General features: G+C 44.5%; 23 protein-coding genes, 1 tRNA gene and 2 riboswitches. Of the genes, 7 read left to right on the plus strand and 17 right to left on the minus strand.

The genetic code is table 11. The annotated features are described in order from the left end of the window. Positions 1-127: 127 nt before the first annotated feature. From MXE28_RS08065 to MXE28_RS08090, 6 genes are all read right to left on the minus strand, one after another. Positions 128-532, minus strand: a complete 405-nt coding sequence (locus MXE28_RS08065; RefSeq protein WP_021840351.1) for an OsmC family protein — start codon at positions 530-532, stop codon at positions 128-130. A 67-nt stretch (positions 533-599) separates the two neighbouring features. Then, positions 600-998 carry a metal-sensing transcriptional repressor gene (locus MXE28_RS08070; protein WP_021840352.1) on the minus strand — a complete coding sequence of 133 codons (399 nt, stop codon included), beginning with the start codon at positions 996-998 and terminating at the stop codon, positions 600-602. Positions 999-1,146: 148 nt separating this feature from the next. Further along, positions 1,147-2,877: an ATP-binding cassette domain-containing protein gene (locus MXE28_RS08075; protein WP_021840353.1), complete on the minus strand. Its 1,731-nt coding sequence runs from the start codon at positions 2,875-2,877 to the stop codon at positions 1,147-1,149. Positions 2,878-2,971: 94 nt separating this feature from the next. Then, the gene (locus MXE28_RS08080) at positions 2,972-4,540 is read right to left on the minus strand and encodes an ABC transporter substrate-binding protein (protein ID WP_021840354.1); all 1,569 of its coding nucleotides are present in this window, start codon (positions 4,538-4,540) and stop codon (positions 2,972-2,974) included. A 166-nt stretch (positions 4,541-4,706) separates the two neighbouring features. Continuing rightward, positions 4,707-5,588: an ABC transporter permease gene (locus MXE28_RS08085; protein ID WP_247240027.1), complete on the minus strand. Its 882-nt coding sequence runs from the start codon at positions 5,586-5,588 to the stop codon at positions 4,707-4,709. After that, positions 5,578-6,594 carry an ABC transporter permease gene (locus MXE28_RS08090; protein WP_021840356.1) on the minus strand — a complete coding sequence of 339 codons (1,017 nt, stop codon included), beginning with the start codon at positions 6,592-6,594 and terminating at the stop codon, positions 5,578-5,580. Before MXE28_RS08090 ends, MXE28_RS08085 begins: the two co-directional genes overlap by 11 nt. 312 nt (positions 6,595-6,906) lie before the next feature. On the opposite strand from MXE28_RS08090, the gene MXE28_RS08095 reads away from it, so the two are divergent. Beyond that, positions 6,907-7,614: a class I SAM-dependent methyltransferase gene (locus MXE28_RS08095; protein WP_226974522.1), complete on the plus strand. Its 708-nt coding sequence runs from the start codon at positions 6,907-6,909 to the stop codon at positions 7,612-7,614. 158 nt (positions 7,615-7,772) lie between these two features. Here the strand turns inward: MXE28_RS08095 and MXE28_RS08100 are convergent, their stop codons facing one another. The 5 genes from MXE28_RS08100 to MXE28_RS08120 all read right to left on the minus strand — a co-directional run bounded on the left by MXE28_RS08100 (position 7,773) and on the right by MXE28_RS08120 (position 12,539). Then, positions 7,773-9,179: a pyruvate carboxylase subunit B gene (locus MXE28_RS08100; protein WP_226974523.1), complete on the minus strand. Its 1,407-nt coding sequence runs from the start codon at positions 9,177-9,179 to the stop codon at positions 7,773-7,775. A gap of 232 nt (positions 9,180-9,411) precedes the next feature. Next, complete coding sequence (locus MXE28_RS08105; protein WP_226974524.1) at positions 9,412-9,732, minus strand: hypothetical protein; 321 nt, start codon at positions 9,730-9,732, stop codon at positions 9,412-9,414. A 113-nt stretch (positions 9,733-9,845) separates the two neighbouring features. Further along, positions 9,846-10,754, minus strand: a complete 909-nt coding sequence (locus MXE28_RS08110) for a hypothetical protein (protein WP_021841092.1) — start codon at positions 10,752-10,754, stop codon at positions 9,846-9,848. Between the two features lie 8 nt (positions 10,755-10,762). Beyond that, positions 10,763-11,710 carry a phosphodiester glycosidase family protein gene (locus tag MXE28_RS08115; protein ID WP_156705236.1) on the minus strand — a complete coding sequence of 316 codons (948 nt, stop codon included), beginning with the start codon at positions 11,708-11,710 and terminating at the stop codon, positions 10,763-10,765. 16 nt (positions 11,711-11,726) lie between these two features. Beyond that, positions 11,727-12,539, minus strand: coding sequence for a polysaccharide deacetylase family protein (locus MXE28_RS08120; protein WP_247240028.1), 813 nt, complete (start codon positions 12,537-12,539; stop codon positions 11,727-11,729). Between the two features lie 201 nt (positions 12,540-12,740). Here MXE28_RS08120 and MXE28_RS08125 point away from each other — a divergent pair, with 201 nt between their 5' ends. The 6 genes from MXE28_RS08125 (at position 12,741) to MXE28_RS08150 (ending at position 18,468) form a co-directional block, all read left to right on the plus strand. Next, on the plus strand, positions 12,741-13,526 hold the full coding sequence (locus MXE28_RS08125; RefSeq protein ID WP_156705238.1) for a carbon-nitrogen family hydrolase: 786 nt from the start codon (positions 12,741-12,743) through the stop codon (positions 13,524-13,526). Positions 13,527-13,756: 230 nt separating this feature from the next. After that, positions 13,757-14,248, plus strand: a complete 492-nt coding sequence (locus MXE28_RS11650) for a helix-turn-helix transcriptional regulator (RefSeq protein ID WP_156705240.1) — start codon at positions 13,757-13,759, stop codon at positions 14,246-14,248. Positions 14,249-14,399: 151 nt separating this feature from the next. Then, positions 14,400-14,490, plus strand: a tRNA-Ser gene (locus MXE28_RS08135). 201 nt (positions 14,491-14,691) lie between these two features. Next, on the plus strand, positions 14,692-16,035 hold the full coding sequence (locus MXE28_RS08140; protein ID WP_021841097.1) for an esterase-like activity of phytase family protein: 1,344 nt from the start codon (positions 14,692-14,694) through the stop codon (positions 16,033-16,035). Positions 16,036-16,315: 280 nt separating this feature from the next. Next, positions 16,316-16,407, plus strand: a riboswitch (SAM riboswitch). Positions 16,408-16,558: 151 nt separating this feature from the next. Then, the gene (locus tag MXE28_RS08145) at positions 16,559-17,392 is read left to right on the plus strand and encodes a MetQ/NlpA family ABC transporter substrate-binding protein (RefSeq protein ID WP_021841098.1); all 834 of its coding nucleotides are present in this window, start codon (positions 16,559-16,561) and stop codon (positions 17,390-17,392) included. 66 nt (positions 17,393-17,458) lie between these two features. Then, positions 17,459-17,550, plus strand: a riboswitch (SAM riboswitch). A gap of 87 nt (positions 17,551-17,637) precedes the next feature. Beyond that, positions 17,638-18,468: a MetQ/NlpA family ABC transporter substrate-binding protein gene (locus MXE28_RS08150; protein ID WP_021841099.1), complete on the plus strand. Its 831-nt coding sequence runs from the start codon at positions 17,638-17,640 to the stop codon at positions 18,466-18,468. Between the two features lie 253 nt (positions 18,469-18,721). Here the strand turns inward: MXE28_RS08150 and MXE28_RS08155 are convergent, their stop codons facing one another. The 6 genes from MXE28_RS08155 to MXE28_RS08180 all read right to left on the minus strand — a co-directional run bounded on the left by MXE28_RS08155 (position 18,722) and on the right by MXE28_RS08180 (position 24,232). Further along, positions 18,722-19,117: a cytidine deaminase gene (locus MXE28_RS08155; protein WP_021840199.1), complete on the minus strand. Its 396-nt coding sequence runs from the start codon at positions 19,115-19,117 to the stop codon at positions 18,722-18,724. A gap of 79 nt (positions 19,118-19,196) precedes the next feature. Further along, on the minus strand, positions 19,197-20,537 hold the full coding sequence (locus MXE28_RS08160; protein ID WP_226974526.1) for a thymidine phosphorylase: 1,341 nt from the start codon (positions 20,535-20,537) through the stop codon (positions 19,197-19,199). 74 nt (positions 20,538-20,611) lie between these two features. Beyond that, entirely contained in the window at positions 20,612-21,304 is a 693-nt protein-coding gene (gene deoC, locus MXE28_RS08165; protein ID WP_021840197.1) for a deoxyribose-phosphate aldolase, read from the minus strand. 112 nt (positions 21,305-21,416) lie between these two features. Then, positions 21,417-22,037 (minus strand): 3'-5' exonuclease, encoded by a 621-nt coding sequence (locus MXE28_RS08170; protein ID WP_021840196.1) that lies wholly within the window; start codon positions 22,035-22,037, stop codon positions 21,417-21,419. Positions 22,038-22,498: 461 nt separating this feature from the next. Next, positions 22,499-23,605, minus strand: coding sequence for an NADH-dependent flavin oxidoreductase (locus MXE28_RS08175; RefSeq protein ID WP_156705244.1), 1,107 nt, complete (start codon positions 23,603-23,605; stop codon positions 22,499-22,501). A 261-nt stretch (positions 23,606-23,866) separates the two neighbouring features. After that, a complete protein-coding gene (locus MXE28_RS08180) occupies positions 23,867-24,232 on the minus strand; it encodes a MarR family transcriptional regulator (protein ID WP_021840194.1) in 366 nt (121 codons plus the stop codon). Positions 24,233-24,252: the final 20 nt, after the last annotated feature.

Genomic DNA, 24,252 nt, shown 5'->3' on the forward strand with positions numbered 1-24,252 from the left:
TCCAATTTATTGGGATTAACTAAAAAAGCCACACACACTTTTTGTCCTATAAGCCCAAAAAAAGCCCTTGCCTGAATTTCAAGCAAGGGCAAACTACAACTTAACCGAATATTCTGTTCAAACAACCCTACACGTCATAGTTAAACGTAGCAGTCTGTATTACATCATCATTCAAGCTACGGCCGACAATACATTTTTCATGAAGCAAGGTTTCGATTTTATTGCGGTCTTCTTCTTTAATGTCTTTCGGTAAATGGAAGTCAATTTTAATTTCTTTAACTCTAAATTCTTCGGAGCTCACATTAGTGGCTACTTCCGCATAGGCACCAACGAAATCATAACCCATTTTACCGCCGATAAGCCCCATAATGGAGAGCGCACAAGAAGCAAAAGTATCAGCTAACAATTCAACCGGTGAAAACGATTCTTCCAAACCGCCCACATCTTTGCCTACATCCGTAAATACAGTGTGACTCTTTTTAGCATTTGTTAATTCATTTCTCAAATGTGCCTGCATTACAACTCGTGACATACTGCTACCTCCTTGTGAATAATCTGCCAAGTATCAAATTCAAAAGTTATTATAAAAATAGCCTTCGCTACTTTATAAACCGATCGATAGCTTCATTCAATTTATCAAGGGTTTCCGTATCATTATCTTTTACCGCATCAACGATACAATGCTGAATGTGGTCCTTCATGACAACGCGGCTCACACTTTTCACTGCCGAATCAACCGCGGCCAGTTGCACCAACACCTCACTGCAGTCGCGTCCATCCGCCACCATCCGCTTTACCGATTCCAAATGACCGATAATACGTGACAAACGATTCAATACCGCCTTAGTCTGCGTGTGCGAATGCGTATGTCCATGAGCGTTTTCATCTGTATGAGCGTGTTCATGAGAATGTTCATGGCCGTGTATATGTTCATGCATCGCCTCATGATTGTGGGCAATGCCTAATTCATGTAATCTATCGTGCTCCGTTTGCGCCACGTAATCACCACCTTGTTTCGTCTGTTATAGATTTATTATAACATATTGCACAAAATGTCTTATTGTAAAATACTAAGGTATTGTAAAAACTATGGTATTGTAAAACAATGGTAATACAGTTTTAACTATGGAAATGCAGTTTTAGTATTTACCTCTTAAGTAATGTACGCGCTTCTACCAATTGTTTGCCCAACTCTGATTGAGGATTGGTTAAAACAGCTGCCACCGTCCCCGATTCCACAATGCGCCCTTCAGCCAATAAATATATGCGTTCACATAAAGATTCAGCTACCGTCAAGTCATGGGTAATGACTAAACCGGCGAGCTGATTTTTTTGTTTTAAATCATTCAATACGGCTAATACTTCCGCTTGCGTTTGACCATCCAAAGCAGATGTCATTTCATCACACAAAAGTAAGGACGGATTATTGGCAATAGCCCGCGCCAAAGCGGCTCGCTGACATTCCCCACCGCTTAACATGTGCGGATAGCGCTTGCTGTATGAACTTGGCAAATTCACAGCCCCCAAGAGGGTAGCCACCTGTTCTTCGCAGTTTGAAGCAGAACTTGCGGCTGGTGAAAACTTAGCCCTGTCTGCTGCACCTAAAATGGTGCACTCTTGCGATAAAAACCTGACATTTTGTGCCCCTAACGATTGCAAAGATTCCGACTTTACCGGCTTTACCGGCTTATGTTTCATAGCTTCTTCAAGGCTCCATCCGATTGTTTGGCGCGGATTAAAAGAACTTTGCGGATCCTGCCAAATAGGCTGGACTATTTGGCCCAACTCAGCGGGCGAATAATTGGTGAGCTCCTTTTCATCATATAAAATCTCACCTTTTAAAGTGGCCTGCCAGCCCAGTAAACAGCGAAACAAAGTGCTCTTACCGGCCCCGCTGAGACCAACCAAAGCCACCCATTCACCACGGTGAACAGTTAAACTCACATCATGTAATACAGAATTAGTGTCAGTCTCGTAACAGGCTTGGAGATTTTTAATCGCTAAAAACGGCGCCGCCGCAACGTCTGTTGCTGTGGCAGTACAATGCGCTTTGTCAGTCGTAGTGATGTCTTCCACGCTAATTGCCCCTGAACGATTACCCTCTTTCACAGGGTCCTTCAAATTTTGCAAACGACCATCCTGCAAACATTGCAAATAACCGCCCTGCAAACATTGCAAACGACCGTCCTGCAAACATTGCAAACGACCGCCCTGCAATTCATATACGCTGTCACCGATACAGTTTGCCAATTCCCGTTGATGGGTAACAAACACCAAAGTCAGCCCTTCCGATTGCTGCACTTTTTTCAAAAGCTCTACGACTTGCAGTTGACGAACCATGTCTAAACTCGAAGCCGGCTCATCGGCGATTAGAATATCCGGTTTGGGGAGTAAGGCAAATAATAAAGCCACCCGTTGGGCCATACCGCCGGACAATTCAGCGGGATATAAAGACAACACGTTAAGGTCTAAATCCAGAGCGATGCTCAAAGTTTCAATCCGCCTGCGGGCCTCAGCCCAAGCGAGATTAATAGCCTTTGCCACATGACGACATTGCTCTTCAATTGTAAAAAAAGGACTAAAGGAGCTTACGGCGCCTTGTGCTACATAAGTGATGCGTCGGCCTCGCAACTCATGCCAAGCTTGTTCGGATTTAGGCCAAGAAACGCCGCATAAAGAAGCTGTTTCATACGTAATCCGGGCATTTTTGGGCAATAAACCCAATAATGTCTTCAATATGGTCGTTTTGCCTGCTCCCGAAGGGCCTACAATAACTGTTGCCTCACCGGCTGCAACAGTAAGATTTATATCTTGTAAGACCGTTTGCCCGTCATAGGCAACTTGTAAGTTTTTTAATAAAATCATCGGTTCGGTCAACGCATCACCCCCCCTTTCCGTTAGCTCTCATAGCTGCACCTTTTTACATATCTACATTTTTTACATGTCTATATTGTTTACATATCTACATTTCTTACATATCTACATCTTTGTTGAGTTCATAATAATCGGTCGGCGACGCTTTAAAGTTAACCACTTTATGCTTCATAACAAGATTCATTTTAAGATGAGCCACATAAATAAACGCCGCATCATCAAGCACGGTCTGTGTCATTGTTTGAAAAATCGCCTGACGCTGAGCCGGCTCCGTTGTTTGATCGAGTTGTGCCATCAATTCCTGAATCGCGGGACTATTATAGTTTCCCACATTGTCCACCGCACCGGCCAGTGCATTGGTCTTAAAGTAATAAGAACCTTCACCAGTTGGCGCTGTTACAAAGGCCTTTGCAAATACGTCAAAGTTCCCTTGTTTTAATACACTGCGATACGCATCGGTAGCATTGACTTCGACTTTAATACCAACCTGTTTAAGCGTAGCTTGAGCGGCTTCTGCCAAAACCGGCAACTCTTGGCGCGACGTATACGTAAGCCAACGCACGGTCAAGGGCTGACCGTTTTTATCGACATAACCATCACCGTCCATATCACGATAACCGGCATCGGCCAGTATTTTTTTGGCGGCTTCAATATTAAAGCTTGGCGCCGTTACTTTCATATGTCCGAGCGCCGTATTTTCCGGGAACGGACCTACTGCCGCCACGCCATTCCCTTTCAAAAGCACCTTAGCAAACTGAGTTTTGTCGATACTCATGGCGATGGCTTCACGAACTGCCTTATCCTGCATAGCGGAGCTGTTGAAATTAAAGGCCACTTGATAAACCCTGGAAGTAGGCATCGAGCTGATAGTATAAGCCGAGGCATCCTTAAATAACTCCAAGCTGTTATAAGGTAAGCCCTGAGCCGCATCAATATCGCCCTTTTGGAGCGCCATAGTAAGGGTATCGCCTTCCGTGATACGTACGACTTCAACCCCATCAAGCTTTGGTTTACCGTCCCAATACGAGTCATTGCGCACGAGGCTTACCGATTTTTCAGTAATATTCGTTGCCTTAAACGGCCCCGTCCCCACATATAAACCGTCTTTCGGTTTTTCAGACACATCAATAATAGCACTATACGGATCCGCCAAATAGGTCAAAAGCACGGTAGCCGGATTAGACGATTGAATCGTAAGATTTTGACCGTCAGCCACCATCGACTGAATGCCTAAATCCTTAGGCGCCCTGTCATGCACGGCTAGAAGTTCTTCAAAATTAGCCTTCACCGCCTCAGCCGTTAAAGGCTTCCCGTTTGAAAAAGTCACCTTATCCCGAATGTGCAGCTTCACCGTATGAGCATCCACAAACTGCCACGAATCGGCCAACCACGGTTTTACTTCCATCGCATCATTAAAACGCACCAACGTTTCCGCTACGCCGTAACGAACGGCGCTCCAGCCTTGATACGCCTCATGAGGATTTAAACCGGCATTTTCCATAGCCGGCCCATAGGCTGTCGTGCCGTAATGTAACACTTTACCGCCCCCATCGGTATTGCTGCTGCCGCAACCACTGATTACCACGGCCATAAAGACACAGGCAATAACCGCCATAAGACGCCTCAAACCTTTTAATTGCTGCTTACCGCATCTGCTCTCATTCATACCCTAAACCTCCAACCACAAATAGCCGAATACCTCACCGTACGGCTTAATGAGCAAACTACAAACCTTCCTGTAAAAAAACGATTACACACAAGTCTTAGCGTTTCTCAAAAACTTATACACACAAGCCTTAGCGTTTCTCAAAAATCAATCATACACATAAGCCTTATATTTTATCAAAATATTGTCGCAAGTTTTCACCGACATAGTGAAAATACGCCACCGTCACAACGATAGCGCCACCCGGCGCCAGAAGAAGCCACGGTGCAGTTTGCAATAAGCTCCGATTTAGACTGAGCATACTGCCCCATTCTGCCATAGGCGGCATAGCCCCTAAACCCCAAAAGGACAGCCCTGCCAGTTCCATGAGAATCACACCGATATCGAGCACCGCCGTCACCACCAAAGGCCCCGCAATTTGCGGCATGATGTGATAATAAAAAATACCCCACTTCGTCTGCCCTTGTAAGCTCGCTATCTTGATATACGGTGCTGCTTTGACCTGCAGGGTCAAACTGCGCGCGAGCCGCGCATATTTCGGCCAGGCCACACAAATAAGGGCCAACGCCGCGTTGCCCATGCCGCCGCCCAATACGGCGGCAATCGCTAAAGCAAACACCAGTGACGGTACGGCCAGCGCCACATTAATAAAGAGCGTAATAAGGCGACTCATAAAACCGTCCATATAAGCACTCATAATGCCCAACAGCGTTCCCATTACGGCAATCGTCACCGTAATAGCAAGGGTTAAACCTACCGTAACCCGCCCACCGGCCAGAATACGGGCTACCATGTCCCGTCCGTATTGGTCGGTCCCCAACCAGTGGGAAGCGTCAGGCCCTTGCAGTACTTCGCTTAACACCTGCTCATAAGGGTCAAAAGGCCAAAGCCCCGGCGCCACAACAAACATAAAAATCATCACGCCAAGGCCGCCCCATAATAGCCACTGTATTTTGCCAAACCGCTTAACGCCCTGCTTGTCAAACCGCTTAATGACCTGCTTGCCAAACCGCTTAACGCCCTGTTTGCCGTCCAAGTTATATTTCATAATCGGCCTCCTTCGCATAACGGCGATTCAGCCTTTTTTGCCAAAAATCCGCACTCCAATTGAGTAAAATATAAAGGGCTGCCAACCAAAGCACATAGGCCTGTAACACGGGGTAGTCCCTGGCCGTAATAGCATCAAAAGCCATTTTGCCGACTCCGTCCCACATGAATATGGTCTCCACAATGGTTACGCCGCCCAGTAAAGAACCGCAAGATAATGCCACCAAGGCTACAACGGGGGCCGCAATAGCTCTCAGAACATACCGGGCGAAAATCGTGTACCAACTAAGACCACGGGTGCGAAGTCCCATAATATATGGCTTACTTAATTCATCCAAGGCCAAGGCTCTTATTTGTTGAATATACTTGGCACTCATGGACCAAACCAAAGTAATTGTCGGCAGAATGAGCGCCGTTGGTTCATTATGACGGGCAATAACCGGTAACCAGTTTAGTTTTAGGGCTACCACATACAGCAGCAATAAGGCGGTAAAAAAATTGGGCGTCGTATTACCGAATAAGGTCAGGCTGCGCACCAATTTATCGCCTATACGGCCCTTTTGGTGTGCCGTCCATAAGCCTGTCGGCACAGCTATTAACAGAGTAACCCCTATAGCCGCACCCATGAGAAGGAGCGTTGCCGGCAGTTTTGACCACAACAAAGAACTGACTGCTTCTCCGGTTACCATAGATTGGCCAAAATCGCCCTGTAAGACGCCCCAAAGCCAGCGGCCATATTGCAACCATATAGGCGCCGTTAAGCCCAGTTCAGCCCTTTTTTCAGCTTGAGCCTCAATAGATAAGCTCTGCTGCCCCGAAAAGACTTGATCCACCACATCATCATTAGTGAGTTGCATCAAGCCGAAGGTAAGGGTCGCTACTACCCACAGCACTCCGATTACCTGCAAAATAGGTTGCCCGTATTTAATACCTGTACGCCATGATGAATGTTGGCTATGAGGTAAAGCAAGCGCAGATTGCTTAGCTCTTTCTTTATCTTCTGTCATCACGGCACCTCCTCAAACGAACCCTATTTTTTAGTGATTTAATATATGCTGCCGGTTTTAAGGGCATAGTTATTGAACTTATCGGTACCAAAGTACCCATTATTCATCTTCTTCATATTAGTGTACCTACTATTCATCACTTTGAAAAGCCCACCTAGGGGATACTTTTTTCAAAAATAACCCCCACCCCCGCTTATATCTCGCTTGTTTTTCCTCTATACTGTTCTATAGAAATATTTTGCCGCTAGTAAAGACCGGCCTAAGCTCCGGCCATTATGAAACACGATAAGAATTAATAAACAGGAGTCTGTCATGAATATAAAAGAACGAATTGAATCCTACTGGGATAAACGAAGCGATGCTTTTAACGAGCTGCGCCTTCAAGAACTAAAAAGCCCCAATGCCAAAGCGTGGCATGCCTTATTGGCTCAGCATATCCCCTTGGAGCGACCGATTCGCATCCTTGATGTAGGCACGGGCACCGGCTTTTTTACGTTCTTGCTCTGTCATCACGGTCATACGGTAACGGGCATCGATATGTCGCAGCAAATGGTGAATCACGCCCGTCAAAACGCCGCCACCTTTCACAGCACGGCGACCTTTGAAAAAATGGACGCTACTAAGCTCAGTTATGAAGCTGGTACCTTTGATGCCGTCTTGAGCCGTAATCTCACCTGGACCTTACCGGATCCGAAAGCGGCCTACAGTGAATGGCTCCGCGTCCTAAAACCAAAGGGCGTCATCCTCAACTTCGATTCTGACTACGGCCAAACGACCTTTGCCCGCAATGAAGGTCACGTTCATGCCAATGTAGACAGTCAGATTCTCGATGAATGTACGGCCATTAAAAACAGTCTCACCATCAGTCAAGAGACTCGCCCCGCGTGGGACCTAAAAACCTGCAAACAACTGGGGGCTCACGAAGTCAGTCTCGTGCCCGATGTACACCCCTATGTACAACAAGATATGAGTTTACAATATGAAGAAATCCCCATTTTCATGATGCGCGTTGTAAAATAACAAGCAGCTCTCCCGGCGTGGTCTTAACCACAACAAGGAGAGCTGTTTTCATAATTAAAATAACCATGTTACTCAAGGTTCCGTACCAACAGCACGGCCTTTAAGCAACATGGTTATTTATTTTACTGACCAAAGTCAGCTAAGTTCAATGGTACAAATTATTCGCGTGGAAGGTCGATTTCTTTAAGAATAACTTGTTTGCTGTGTTTTTCGAAGAACTGTAAAGCTACTTCTGGGAACATAGCATAGGACAATACGTCTTCATCAGTGAAATTCTGGTAACCAAGTTCACCCAATTTCTGACGGTACATTTCCAATTCAGGTTGGATAAGATCAGCTGGACGGCAAGTAGTAGGTTCTTCGTCACCGATGATTTTCTTACGAATATCTTCGCTGATAGGAGCAGGTAAACGACCATATTTGCCGCGTACCAAGTCTTTAACTTCGCTAGGAGTCATAGTGTAACGTTCCATTCCGTTTGCCATAAAGTTAACGTTCATCATAGCCATAGTACCAACGATCTGGCTGGTAGGAGTTACCAATGGAGGGTAACCGAGTTCGGCACGAACTTTAGGCATTTCGTTCATAACATCAAAGAATTTGTCAGCCATGCCCATTTCACGAAGCTGGTTCTGAGTGTTGGACAACATGCCGCCAGGAATCTGGTAATGACGAACTTCAGGTAATACTTCATGAGCCGGAGTAATACCGAATTCATCGGCGATTTCTTTGCGAACGCCACGGAAGTATTCAGCCAATTCACGAAGAGCGGCTAAATCCAAACCGGTGTCATATTCAGTACCGCGGAACATTTCAACGATACTTTCAGTTGCAGGCTGGGAAGTTGCATGACCGAATGGGCTTAAAGCTGTATCGATTACGTCAACACCGGCTTCAACTGCTTTTAAGTAAGTAGCGCTGGCAAGACCGCAAGTGAAGTGACTGTGTAAGTCGATCATCATGTCGTCGCCCAATGCTTTTTTAAGATCCTGAATCAAGGATACTGCATCGTATGGAGCCAACAAACCGGACATATCTTTAATACATAAAGAATCCATGCCCATTTCTTTCAATTCTTTGGCTACATCAACGAACATCTGGTTGGTGTGTACAGGGCTGATAGTGTAAACCATAGTACCTTGTACATGAACGCCTGCTTTTTTACCTGCTTTAATAGCAGCTTCCATGTTGCGAGGGTCGTTCAAAGCATCGAAAATACGGATACGATCGATACCGTTTTCTTTAGCTTTTTTAACGAATGCTTCTACTACATCATCAGCATAGTGTTTGTAGCCCAATAAGTTCTGGCCACGTAACAACATCTGCAATGGAGTATTTTTAAGATGAGCTTTTAACGTGCGAAGACGTTGCCATGGATCTTCGTCCAAGAAACGAAGGCAGCTGTCAAATGTTGCGCCGCCCCAACATTCCAATGCTTCATAACCTACCGCATCCAATTTTTCCAATACAGGCAACATCTGGCTGGTACGCATACGAGTTGCCAAAATGGACTGATGACCATCGCGGAGGACGGTTTCCATGATTCTTACTTTTTTCGCTTTCATAACTCCTTCTCCTTCACTGTCGAGATGAATTGTTCACTGCCACTCCATAAAACCTTCCACATTTTACAGATGTTAACAATCCATATCCTCTAAAATTACGCTTATGACGAATACCTGCTGTCTACCTCAGGGCAGTCTCTGTATTCGTCTCACATATCTATTAGACTACTAATGACTTTCTTTGTCAACATATTTACAATACCGATTACTCATAAATATATATTTATATTAATTATTTATTTTTTTTAGGAGCTGTTTCAATCACAATATTACGGCCATCTTTTTTAACTTGAATAGAGAAATTACCATAACCGTCCTTAAAGTATTCCATCTTAATATCTAATAAGAGCTTACCGATTTGGGTTTCCACTTTCTCAGTTAAAAACTCACGATAGAAGGCTTCCTGACTATTGGCCGGCGATTTGCGAAGCGGTGCCGGACGACGGGCCGCCGCTTCCCCTTTAAGCATAGCCGTTTCAAAGGTTTCTTCTTCCTTCACATTCTTAAACATATCAGCATCGCTCAAGCCTTTTTGAATTTTAATTTTAGCCATAATACTCTTCCTTTCACTATTAAAACGAGAAAAGGCCTGCTGTAGCAGACCTTTTTCTCTTACCTATGCATAAACCTCATAATTAACACCAAAAGTCTGTTTATGCTTATTTATTACTTTTTATTGTCACTACCGGTACCGGACGACCGTTTATCTTCAATCGTCTTCTGAATCGATGCGACCGTAATATCTTTTAAATCCTGCGGCGTAGCAAAAGTATCTACCGTTTCAAATCCAACGCCGAGGCGCCCTTCCATGACAGATAAGGCCTTATCATCCTCATCCACCTTGGCGATGTAAATATCTTTGTCTTTATCCACACCGATCAAGCGATAGCGGCCCGGCGGATTAATAACACGCCAGCCCCCTTCCGTGCCGTCAAACATAAATACGTCACCGGTACGTACATTATCATAGAAGAAAATATCTTCGTCATAGAAAACGGCGATACGCCCGATATTGGATGCCTGCATATAAACACGGCGCGTATCATAGTTCGCGTCGGTACGATAAATGCGGTACGCATTATCGGCCACTTTAATCTTCATGTATACTACGTTGGTAGCCGTGGAGAAAGCGGCATCCACGATTTTACTGTCGGCCGGCAAATCTTCCATGGTGGTATCCACTTCATGTTCCGGACTTTCCGGGTCAAAACGGGCCAATACCACATTATCGGAGGCCCCGCCGTAAAGACCCATAATCGCCAAATCGCGATCCGGTAACCATTCGAAATAGCTTACCGAACGACCTTTTAAATCAATATTGGTCGGTGTTTTTTCACCGGACTTGTACACTTTAACGGAATCCTGAGTTACTACCGCCATATACTTATGACCTTCGGAATAATATTTATTCCCGTCCACTTCAGGGAAGTTGCCGTCTTTTTCCTGACCATCACTGGCCGTTACTTCAAAATCCGTAGTCGGGGCGAAGTAAATTTGATCTAAGTAGTAATAGATGCCACCCTGCAAGGCCAAGCCCAGTGCAAAAGCTGTCATTATTTTACCAAACGATGCCATAGCCCCTCCTATTCAACAATAAAGGCCGTCGGAATCATCCGTTCGCCCAATAAATCGGCCGGTTTATTAACAACTTTGCCGTTATAATACAAGGTCGTACTGGACCCACCATCAAGGTTCGCCGCAATATAGCAGCCCTCTTCGTAAAGCACATCCTGCACATCACGTAGCGTTGCCCCCGTGGAATAGCCCGGTTGGCGTCCATCGATAACGAGGAAAATCACCGTGCCGTCTTTTTTCTGACCGATAGCCGTACGCGGGCCGATGCCCCAACCGCCGTCACCGTCGGTAATCATCTTTTGACCATCCACAATAAGCGGCGGTCCGAAGGTAATCCCTTCAGCCGCATCCATGTCAGCCAATTCCGTCTTAGTATAGGTACCGGCGATTAAGTTGCCTTGCTTCGTAAAACCGACAAAATCAACTGCTTCATCGGGCCCTACGTCCTTACCGATAACATAATTGCCATCCTGCATAATAAAGCCATATGGCAAACGGCCCGTACCGGTACCGTTCGGATCGTGGAAACCGCCTGCATTAATAGCGGCTACCGCATCATTATCCTTGGCAATATTACTTACGGTCTCCCCTTTTTCCTGAATGTTTTTGGCCGTTGCCACCTTCACGCGACGAGGATCCGGAATTTCAAGAACGTAACCCACATAACGCGTAGACTCAATGCGGCGCATTTTGAGCGTCGTATCTTCACGTGCTTTAAACTTAAATAAATCCTGACTCCGCACGGTGCCCACCGTCCCGAGAATCATGTTGATTTCGTCTTGATTAAACAACCAAGTAATGTACTGTGGATGACGCGAACGCATAATCGCCCCCACAACGGTTCGTTTCAGATTATCAAAAGGGCCAAACAGCACCACAATCGGTGATGTAACAGCGGTAAAAATAAACATGACGAGTATGAATTTTACCCACCCTCTGCTAAAAAATCGTTTCATCCTTTACTCCTATCTATTATAAATCGGTGTAATCCTCAGTGGTAATACGCTCTTCAAAATGCTTTAAATCCACTGCATTACCTATCCAGATGCGCTGCAAGGCATACGGATTATCACCGTGGTGAACCCAACCCGGATTCATAGTTACAGCGAGCAAAATACCGTTATCTTCGGCCGCTTTTTGCGTGTAGTCATCTTGACGGCCGTACGGATAACAGAACCACTTGTTGTCGATACCCAATTCATCCTTGAGTGCCTTCTGAGCTTTTACAATATTATCCAACTGTTCACTCTTAGAAAGTTCGTTCATGCGTACATGATCATAGCCGTGACTGGCAATGGTAACGCCGCCCTTTTGCATTTCTTTAATTTGTTCCCACGTCAAACGGGTCCCCACATCGCCGGGATTTACAAATACCGTCGCTGCGAAGCCGTATTCTTTGAGCACCGGATACACGATGCTGTAGGTATCGGCATAGCCGTCGTCAAAGGTGAGTACCACCGGCTTAACCGGCACCGCTTTGCCGTTACAGACATAGTCATTTAATTGTTCCATCGTAATCGGGTTGAACCCTTTATCGTGCAATAATTTCATTTGGGCGCGGAATAAGTCCTCGCGAATTACCGCATCATTGTCTTCATCGGGTCCCACTTTGTGATACATGAGTACCGGAATCCCTTTAGGCACTGCTGTAGCCACCGTCGTTTCTGTCTTAACCGCAGCCGGTTTAGCTGCTTCCGGAGCCGGTTCTTTAGTATCCGCCGCACAGCCGGCGATTAACATCATAAGGCCCCACATCAATCCCAAGACTATTATGAAACGTTTCATTATAAGCCTCCTACTTATTCAATTGTCTTCTAAAAACATTTATGCACTCTATATTATATCATAAAGAATTGTCCTATGCCTATTGACACCGAATCAAATCGACTCCTATACTTGAAGTATATTCGAATAATAAATATAACATTATAGCAAAAGACTCAGATGAAGTTTTATTTTTTGAAAAAACGAAAGGAGTCCTCTCTTGTGAAAAAGAAAATTGCCCTTGTGCAAATGAATATCGCCGCCGGCGAAGTGGAACAAAATTACGCCCACGCCACGGAGTTGATTGAAACGGCCGCACAGCAAAAGCCGGATATTATTGTTCTCCCCGAAACATGGAACACCGGGTTTAAGATGACCGAAAAGCTTCCTCAGGATGCCGACAAAAACGGGGAACGCACCCAAACTATGCTCAGCGAACTGGCAAAAAAACATGACGTGAATATCGTGGGTGGCTCCGTAGCCATCTTGCGCAACGATAAGGTGTATAACACGACCTATGTGGTAGACCGTAAGGGCAATGTCATCTCCGAATTCGATAAAATCCACGGCTTTTCGCCAGCCAAAGAAGATCAATACTTCCAAGGCGGCGACCATACGCATCGCTTCTTCCTCGATGATATTCCTTGCTCCAGCGTCATTTGCTATGACATCCGCTTCCCGGAAATCATTCGTAAAACGACCCTCGAAGGAGTGGATCTATTCTTCGTACCTGCCGAATGGCCTACCTTGCGTCTTCGTCATTGGGAGCTTTTGAACACCGTCCGCGCCATTGAAAATCAGATGTTTTTATGTGCGGTGAACTCATCCGGCTTCATTGGCAAAGTGGAAGCTGCCGGTAACTCCCTACTCCTCGATCCGTGGGGCGAAGAAATTCTCCACCTCGGCAAGGATGAAGAAATTGCCGTGGGCACCATTGATTTGAGTGTGATTCAGGAAATTCGCAATAAGATTAATGTGTTTAGAGATAGACGTCCGGAATTGTATTAAGGGTAAAACACGACTGACATAGACATAATAAGCATAATTATCCCGCCATTAGAACCAAAAACTGTTAGACAAACAAACAATTAAAGCGTATGATAAAGACATTATTATGAATTATACATTTTTTAATGATGTTTATATTCTAGCCTTAAACTAAATTATGAATCAGCCGCGTAGCAACGACTATCCATAGGGTTCTGCTTAGAATATACCACAACGGGGAGGCGTATGTGGTGAGTCCAAAAGATAAAGAACAAAAGTATGTTACACCGGAATTTACAAATTCACAAATAGCCGAAGATGAAGGCGTGATGCGCTTTCAAAGACGAACAGAGCGAAGAATATTGGCACGCAAAGCGAGATTCGGTTTGGAGAATCGTGCGGAAGCCTTGGCTCTGGCACCGTTATTTGTCTCGCCAAGGCACATAGAAATGCCTGACGATGGCATTCCGCGGGGCAATGCTCTATTCAATTGTTTAGGGTATAAAATTGCCTATTTGCGCAAAGAAAAAGGCTGGTTGCAAAAAGATTTAGCCAAGGAAACAGGAATCAGTGTCAGTTATATTTCAAAACTGGAACGGGGCTATCAAATTGAAGGTGTAACACTTGATATCTTGCTTACCCTCGCCAATGTGCTGGAAGTTACACTAAAAGATTTATTTGATTTTTCAAAAGAAGATGTCTACTTTGCTTACTATCGACTGAAAATTCACAGCTATTCCTAACTCCTCATAGCAGAGTGAATTCTTATAGGATGTTCCATTAACAACTAATATGCTACCCTAAGCCCTGTACAAAAATCTTCGTAATTTTTTATTTTCGTGATTGACAAGTTATTTACTTTCCCTTATACTATTAAAGTACGTTACACGACGTGGAGAGGTGTCCGAGCGGCTTAAGGAGCATGATTGGAAATCATGTGTGCGGTGATACCGTACCGAGGGTTCAAATCCCTCTCTCTCCGCCAGAGCTAAAAGCGCTGTCTGATTAGTCAGGCAGTGCTTTTTTTATGTCTACTCGCATTCTACTTTACATCAACTTTTTTATATATAACCACTCCTTATTTTTTACATACTCCTTACGTTTCCATTACCATTCATTGATAATCTCTTGATATAATCAGCTTACATATGCGAACTGCATAATTTTCTGGAGGTGCATGATAACAATGAAAAAACAATGGAAATGCTTACTCGCCCTAGGTATGACGCTTACAACTATGGGAGGCCTTGGCTTTGCGGCTGACGGCGTTCAAACAACGTCCTACATCGTTAACGCAGACAAATTCCAGTTGCCTTATGCCGGCAACGAAACTGTTTTTAACCACAAAATCAACCCCGGTTACGGCTCCGCCCTTGCTTTGAAATCCATCAACAAAGACGGCACGATTGAATTCTATGCCATCACCGACCGCGGTCCTAACGGCGACATTCCAACCTATGTGAAAAACGGTAAAAAAATGTCCGGGAAGTTCTTCCCTACCCCTGATTTCACACCAAGCATCGGTATCATCAAAGTGGATCCCGCCAAAGATCGTGCGGACATCATCAAATCCATTCCGCTCAAAGTAAACGGTAAAGCCATCTCCGGCAAACCGGTTCCATCCGGCCTCACTGGTTCCACTAACGAAGTGGCTTTAGACTTCAACATGAATAACTTGGGCACTGACGTAAACGGTCTTGATACGGAAGGTATTTCCCTCGACAAAGACGGCAACTTCTGGATTAGTGACGAATACGGTCCATTCGTAGCCAAAGTCGATAAAAAAGGCAATATCCTTGAAAAATACGGTCCCGGCCAGGGCCTTCCTACCATTTTAGCTAACCGTGTTCCAAATCGCGGCAGTGAAGGCGTTACGGTCGATGAAAACGGCCATGTATTCGCCTTTATCCAAAGCCCGATGAACATCGACGGCAAAACAGCCAAAACAGCTAAATATATCCGCATCGTTGAACTCGATCCTACAACGAAAGCTACTACTATGTATGCTTACCCTGTAGACACCGGTTATAAAAACACCGGCGCTGCCAAAATCGGCGATATTACGTCTATCGGCAACGGCCAGTTCCTCATGATCGAACAAGGCAAACAAAACGGCAAAATGCAGAATCTTATCTACAAAGTAGACCTTAACGGTGCTACCGCCATTCCTAACAACGGTGACCTCGAACTCGGTCTTTTAGACGGTCAAATCGTACCGGCTAAGAAAGAGCTCGTACTCGACTTACGCGCTCAGGGCTGGGATATTGAAAAAGCCGAAGGTCTAGCTCTCATGCCAGACCGCAAAACTATCGTAGTTGTTAACGACAACGACTTCGGTATAGACATCAACGTAGAAGACAAAGCGGTAGCAGATGCTGAAGTAGATGATTACACCTACGATGCTGACAAACAAGTTATGATTTATGACGAAGACAAAGCACCTCATGATGTAACTATCAGCTTGAAACAAAACGCTCCGGCTGAACAACAAAGCCAGATCTGGTTCTTCACATTGCCAAACGCTTTATAATACCCTAACCTCAATCAACCTCAAAAGCTTTGGTACGTAGAATCTTTTCAATACCTACAATTTAAGCAAAAAGAGCAACAATTCCTCGTTGTTGCTCTTTTTGTTTGCCCCTGATATTTTATTACGGAACTTAACTCCAAACGTGTACAACGAGACTTTCATTGATCTTACCAGCATGACAAAACATCTGTATTTTTCAAAAAAATAGAAAATTTTAAATTTCCTACTTTACAAGTGTGATTTACTCATGCTATAATCAGCCTCAAGAAATTCAATAGCGATATTATCAAGAGTGATGGAGGGACTGGCCCTATGAAATCCGGCAACCATTCGATGGTGCTAAATCCTGCGGCATGTCCCGAGAGATAACAACAAAGTAACGATGACTTGGGAATACAAGGGCATCGTTTTTTTATTACCCATCGCTTACTATTTTGTATTTGGGGATACAGGATAACCATGAATTTCAATTTTTGTTATATTATTTTTATTATAGTATTTGAGACAAAAGGAGAGTATTAACATGAAGAAGTTTTTATCCGTAGCTGCTACTTTCGTATTAGGCAGCGCCCTACTACTCGCGGGATGTGGCACTGATCAAGGCAATGCCGCGGCCGGTTCTGACAAAAAAGTAACCTTAACCGTAGGTGCTTCACCGGTTCCACACGCTGAAATTCTGGAACATGTAAAAGACAAATTGGCCAAAGAAGGGGTAGACCTTAAAATTATCGAATTCAGCGACTACATCAAACCTAACTTGGCTTTAAATGACAAAGAAATCGATGCCAACTTCTATCAACATATCCCATTCATGAAAAAGTTTGAAGAAGAACATAATATGAAATTTGTGTCTGCCGGTGCCGTACATATCGAACCGATGGGCTTATACTCCAATAAAATCAAAGACAAAAACTTACAAGAAGCCGTACCAAACGGGGGTAAAGTGGCTATTCCTAATGACCCGACCAACACGGGACGTGCTTTACAGTTATTACAACAAGCCGGTCTCATTACGTTAAAAGACCCTAATAATATTTATTCCACCAAATTGGATATCGTTGCCAATCCTAAGAACTTAGATATTATTGAAGTCGAAGCGGCTCAAACACCTAGAACCCTTGATGACGTAGATATTGCCGCTATTAATGCCAACTATGCCTTAGGTGCTAATTTAAATCCGTTAGCCGATGCGTTGTTCTTAGATTCCAAAGATTCGCCGTATGCTAATTTAATTGCCGTTCGTCCTGGAGATGAAAATCGCCCAGAGATTAAAAAATTGGTAGAAGCCCTTCACTCTCCTGACACCAAACAGTTTATTGAAGAAAAATACAAAGGTTCTATCTTACCGGCATTCTAATTTTATTTCTTTTCTCTTTACAATTTTGTCCCCTCATGCTATACTAACGAAAGAATTAAATACGGACTGTTATCGAGAGTGATGGAGGGACTGGCCCTGTGAAATCCGGCAACCATTCGATGGTGCTAAATCCTGCGGTATATACCGAGAGATACGAAGTAAATGTAGGCGACTCGGTTTTACCGAGCCGCCTTTTTTATTCCGATACATTTCGTGCAGTTTTTCTATTTTGAGGAGGTAGAGACATGAAAAAATTATTTTCGTTAGCAGCTGCTGCTATTTTGGGGAGTGCCTTACTTTTGGCCGGTTGTGGCAGCGACAACAACGCATCCGCCGGAACATCCGGTAAAACAGTCATTACGGTTGGTGCAACCCCTGTTCCACATGCGGAAATTTTGGAACAAGCTAAACCGTTATTGGAAAAAGAAGGCATTGAACTTAAAGTTGTAGAATTTACCGATTATGTAAAACCTAATATGGCTCTTAACGACAAAGAATTGGATGCCAACTTCTTCCAGCACGTACCATATCTTGAAAAATTCATCAGCGAACATAAAATGGACTTAGTATCCGCCGGTAAAGTTCATGTTGAACCAATGGGCGTTTACTCCAAAACCATTACCGACAAAAACTTGGAAGCTAACTTGCCTAACGGCTCTAAAGTAGCGATTCCGAATGACCCAAGTAATGGCGGCCGTGCCCTTATCTTATTACAAAAAGCCGGTCTCATCACTTTGAAAGATCCTAACAACATTTATGCTACCAAAGCCGATATCGCTTCCAACCCTAAGAATCTTGAATTCGTAGAACTCGAAGCCGCTCAATTGCCACGCAGCTTGGATGATGTAGCTATCGCCGTTATCAACACTAACTACGCTTTGGAAGCCGGTCTTGATCCTCTTAAAGGTGCTTTATACTTAGAAGATAAAGATTCTCCATATGCTAACATCGTAGCGGTACGCAAAGGCGACGAAAATCGTCCTGAAATCCAGAAATTAATGAAAGCCTTACAATCTCCTGAAGTTAAAAAATTCATCGAAGATAAATACAAAGGCGCTATCTTACCTGCTTTCTAAATCGTAAGATAATTTAAAAACAACAACAAATACAACTAACAACTAAAAGCCCGCTGAAGTGCTTCTCATCTGAACACTTCAGCGGGCTTTTTTTAAGTAGTGAACCATGTTTTAAGTAGTGAACCATGTTTAAAGGAGCGTAAGCGACGCATAAACATGTGTGAATCTCTTAGTTCGCGGCGTAAAATTTTACGAAGTAAAATTCACAGCCGCCGAACAGGACGCATTTACAAAGTACTTAGTGCTCACCACATCACTCCAAATCTTTCGGTCCGAAGCTATGTGGTAACATTTCGTCCATGGTATAGCTTATAATATGTCCTGCTTCATCTTCCAGCAAAATCTGCGGAATATCGAACTCTAACATCACCTGGCGGCAAGCTCCGCAAGGCATGCATGGATTACTTTTCAGACCTACAATGGCAATAGCCTTGAACGCTGTGTACCCTTTAGCAATTGCCGTCTGAATGGCACCTCGTTCAGCGCACATGGTAAGGCCGTACGACGCATTTTCTACATTACAACCGGTTATGACCGTGCCGTTTTCACTGAGTAAAGCTGCCCCTACGGCGAAGTTTGAATAGGGACTATACGAATGGAGCGCCGCTTCTTTCGCCGCCTCAATTAATGTTTGTTCCCAAGTGGCCATGATTGCCTCCCCTATAATCAGACGATGAGTATTTCACTCGCAAATTATGTCAAAACCAACAATTCACCGAATTAGCCAACTATACATACCGTTCCGTACCGTCAGCCGTAACTCTGGCAAATACCAACGGTCGTTTTACCGGTGGTGTGGCTTCAATCGTCAAAGCATTTACATAACGCGTTTCACCTTCTGCTAAAGTGCTTTCATTACCACTTTGCAGGTATGCAATAGTTTCACCCGCTTCGACCGCATCACCGGTCTTTTTAAGCATCCAAATGCCCGCCTTGTAATCAAGTGCATCCGTCTTCGTATAACGGCCGGCCCCCAAGGCTAAGGCCGCTCGACCGCAGGCTTCTGCGTCCATGTGGGTGATGTAGCCTGTTTTAGGTGCCAGTACGGCTTTTTTATAGGCTGCTTCGGCAAAGGCCGGTTCTGTCAAAACGGTCGCATCACCACCTTGAGCTTTAACCATTTCGACGAATTTTTCAAAACTGCGACCACTCTTTAATGTGCCTTCCGCCAAAGTTACACAGTCTTCATAAGCACCTTTGCCCCCAAGGTACAGCATATTGGCGGCGAGGGTTATGGATTCGTGAATTAAATCTTCCGGACCGTTACCGCGCAGAACTTCCACGACTTCCGCAATTTCGGTGGCGTTGCCTATGGCCTGACCCAAAGGCCTATCCATATCGGTAATGAGAGCCACTGTTTGACGCCCGTTATGATGACCGATAGCCACCATCGTTTCCGCCAGTTGCACCGCATCATCCAGCGTTTTCATAAAGGCCCCGCTGCCCACTTTAACGTCTAACAGAATTGCATCGCTGCCGGCCGCCAGTTTCTTACTCATTACCGATGAAGCGATGAGGGAAATGCTGTCCACCGTGCCCGTCACATCGCGCAAAGCGTACATGAGTTTATCCGCCGGCGCCAAATTACCGGATTGTCCCGTAACGGCTACGCCCACTTTTTTGACAATATTAAAGAAGTCTTCTTTATCGAGCGCCACATTCACGCGCGGAATAGATTCTAATTTATCAATGGTCCCGCCCGTATGACCAAGGCCACGTCCCGACATTTTAGCGACGGGCACCCCGCAAGCCGCCACGATTGAGGCAATAATGAACGTCGTCTTATCCCCTACGCCACCGGTGCTGTGTTTATCCACTTTAATACCCGGAATCGGACTCAAGTCAATCTGTTCCCCCGACTCGGCCATAATCATGGTCAAATCCGCCGTTTCCACATCGGTCATGCCTTGGAAATACACCGCCATGAGCCAAGCACTCATCTGATAGTCCGGAATATCGCCTTTTACATAATTATCGATAATATACTTTAACTCGTCCTTCGTATGAGCCAGACCGTTGCGCTTTTTAATAATCAATTCATTCATATGCATAGTATCACCTGTTTTCATGAAAACCACAGTAGCGATCTCATGTTATTAATTGTCATACATGGCAGCTACTAATGCCTAAATGCTGCATCTGCTTAAAATGTTTCGTCTAAACGATTGGCCAAAAGACCTACGGCTGCACTGGCGCCAATACGGTCACAACCGGCCGCCAAATACGCCACCATATCTTCAATAGAACGAATGCCGCCGGCTGCTTTTATCTTAACATTCGGACCGATATGTTTTTTAAATAAAAGCACGTCATCAAGCGTAGCCCCGGCTGTGCCAAAACCGGTGGAGGTTTTAATATAATCGGCACCGCCATCCGTTACCGCTTGACAAAGAGCGATTTTCTCAGCCTCCGTCAAATAGCAGGTCTCAATGATAACCTTAAGCACCTTGTCGCCGCAGGCCTCTTTAACGGCCTTAATTTCTTCCACTACATTGGCGTAATGACCGTTTTTAACCATGCCAAGGTTGATAACCATATCCACTTCGGACGCACCGTCTGCTATGGCCGCTTTTGCTTCAGCCACTTTGACAGCGGTTGTCATGTAACCGAGAGGAAACCCGATAACCGTGCAGATAGTCACTTCTTCGCCGTATTTTTCAAACACCGGCTTCACATAGGCCGGCGGAATGCAAACGGAGGCAGTTTCAAACTCCACTGCCTCTTCCACCAATTGCTGAATAGCCGCCCAATCGGCCGTCGCCTTCAATAAAGTATGGTCCACATGTTTTAAAATTTCTCGTCCCGTATATTTCATTACTGCCGCTTTGCCGCTCATACGCCACCCCGCATCATATTAACTTTATATTAAAATTGACGCCACCGGTATTATACCGGCAGCCCGAAAACTACTACTAAATACACTTGCGCTACCGGCGCCAAATAGCTTCTTAGAAGAACGACATCTGTTCACCCGATGCTTCTTCTTTTACTTTTTCACGACGATCGTCCGTAATAAAGGATTCCTTAGCCAGACCGATGTTTGCCAATAATTGGTCCATAGATTGAACCCCACGCTTTTTAGCGGCCGCAATGGCTACCTGCGCGCAAATTTCCGCATCATCCAACGCATAGTGATGCTTGAATTCATAGCCTAAGTAAGCCGCCAAGGTATTTAATTTATGGTTTTGCAAATCAGGCCAAACCCGTTTGGAGATTTTTACCGTACAGGTATAATCAAGCTCCGGCCATTCAATATTATAATGATCGAGGGTAGCACGTAACACGCCGATATCAAACTTCGCATTATGAGCGATAACTAATTTGCCTTTCAAGTGATTTTCGTAAATAGCCGGCCATAATTTATCAAACGTCGGTTTATCCATTACATCTTTCGGCAAAATCTCGTGAATAGCGATACATTCTTCATCAAACTGCATGAACGGCGGCTTGATAAGACTGTAGCCGCGTTTGGTAATCTGACCGTTTTCAACAGTCACTACCGCCAACGAACAGGCACTGTTGGCGTATTTATTGGCTGTTTCAAAGTCAATGGCAACAAAATTTAACATATATAAACTCCTTTTATTGTGAATCAAATAATCAATGTACTTTTATTTCCAGGCATTAATAAGGCCACTCGTCACAATATGGACTGATACAAAAGCCTTTCCTATGCCGCTACTATATCGAAACATCTACCTTTTATTATACTCCATATGATAGGTTTTATCATCTGTTTATACATAAAAAAGTTTTTTTACAATCGAATAGATATGGTCCGGCTTCACCTCCGTAGGAATACAAAAACACCGCAAGTGACGCGCATGGCCTCTCACCCATACGCGCCGTCTTACGGTGTATTGTGCAATATTAAAATTTTAACAGTAATTCTATTTATTTAAACTTCCGCTCGCGGAAGGTGCAATATTAAGTCTTTCAGTTTATATCTATATAAAAGCCAAAGGCTGAGGTCATATCAAAGGCAACTGCTGCCTGTTTTCAATTCAATTCTAAAACAATTTATGCTATCTTATTTAACTAATAAGTGTGGGGTCTTCATTTCCATGAAGGCGTAAGTCCCCGGTGCAATCATGAGTAAATCGCGATCTTGTTGATTCAATTTAGTACGGATTTCGCTGTCACGGTTAGCCAAAATTTTGTGGAACCATTTAGGATCAATCAATACACCGGTACCGATAGCGGCAATATCGGAGTATTTGAGCGCCGCTTCCACGTCTTCACGAGTGTGAATATCGCCTACGGAAATGAGCGGTAAACGACCGTTAATTTTTTCATACACATACTGCAACATAGATTTGTCGGCATACTTTGCTATATCAGTAGCACGGTCATAGCGCGTTAAGGAAATGTGGAGATAATCCAATTCTTTGTCGGCCAATTTATCAACGAGCCACAAGGTTTCTTCCAAGTTGAAGCCCGGATCGGTTTCTTCACGCGGGGAGAAACGATAGCCTACGATGAAGTCTTTATGGCCCGATTCTTTTACCACGCCAAGGACACCATCTACGACACGTTCAATGAAGGTGTAGCGTTTTTCCATGGAGCCGCCCCATTTGTCGGTACGACGATTGGAATGTGGTGAAAAGAACTGATGCAATAAGTAATGGTTAGCACCATGAAGTTCAACGCCGTCAAAACCGGCTTTAATGGCACGAACCGTAGCGGCTTTGAAGTTTTCAATGATTTCTTCGATTTCATCGTTAGTAAGTTCACGAGGCACTTCGGAGCCTGCGCGGCCTGCTGCATAGGCACTCGGCGCTACCGGTTGTTCACCGCCCAATGTCTTGCGGTCAGACATACGGCCTGCATGGAAAATCTGAAGAATAGCTTTCGTGCCGTTTTCTTTCATGGTAGCCGCTAATTTCGAAAGACCCGGAAGGAATTTATCATCATACACACCGAGTTCACCGGTCCAGCCGAGACCGTTCTCTTGGATGTTCGCTACGCCCGTAATGAATAGGCCCGCACCGCCGGTACGCATGCCGTAATAAGCAATTTCATCACCCGTTACCGAGCCGTCGTAATAACTCATACGCGTCGTCATCGGTGGAATCGCCAAACGATTCTTTAATACGACACCATTTCTTAATTTTACTTGTTCCGTTAACTGTTTCATCGGTCAATCTCCTTTTTGCTGACTATGACGGCTTTTAAACGTCATTATCTCTTCTCTATCTGAACAATAGTGTTGCCTATTGGAATTTTCACCACAAGCATGCCTTTATCAATATGCATGCTCATGCATGTATCTATGTAAAAAAAATATATGTAAACAACCTAAGCAGTAATCACGTCTCATTACTGCTTAGATTGGAATTACTGACAGCTACTTAACTTCATAGCCCGCCGTTTATCGGTCGGTTGTACTCATACAGCCTTACTTATAATAACGCTGCAGTACTTCTTCTACCACTGTTTTCGCTTCTGTCAGTCTCTTCAAACCACAATCCGTAATGGCAATATAAACGCCTCGTTTATCACAATCGCAATCGACTCGTCGAATCGAGCCGCAATTGCTACCTTCCATGCGAACGATCATACGCGACATAGCACTTTGGCTAAGCCCCATATATTCTTGCAATATATTCAAACGCATTTTCTTTTCTTCGCTGTGCGCCAAAAAGTATAATACGTAATACCCGTTTAATGTTAATGATGTTCTCGCTTCCAACTCTTTGCTCAAAGCATCGGTTATATCTTTAACTCGTCTTATATCGGCTAACCATTGATCCATGAAAGCCATCGACTCACCTCCTCTAAATG

This window comes from Veillonella sp. KGMB01456 (assembly GCF_023051165.1).
In the GTDB taxonomy this organism is placed as follows: Bacteria; Bacillota; Negativicutes; order Veillonellales; family Veillonellaceae; genus Veillonella_A.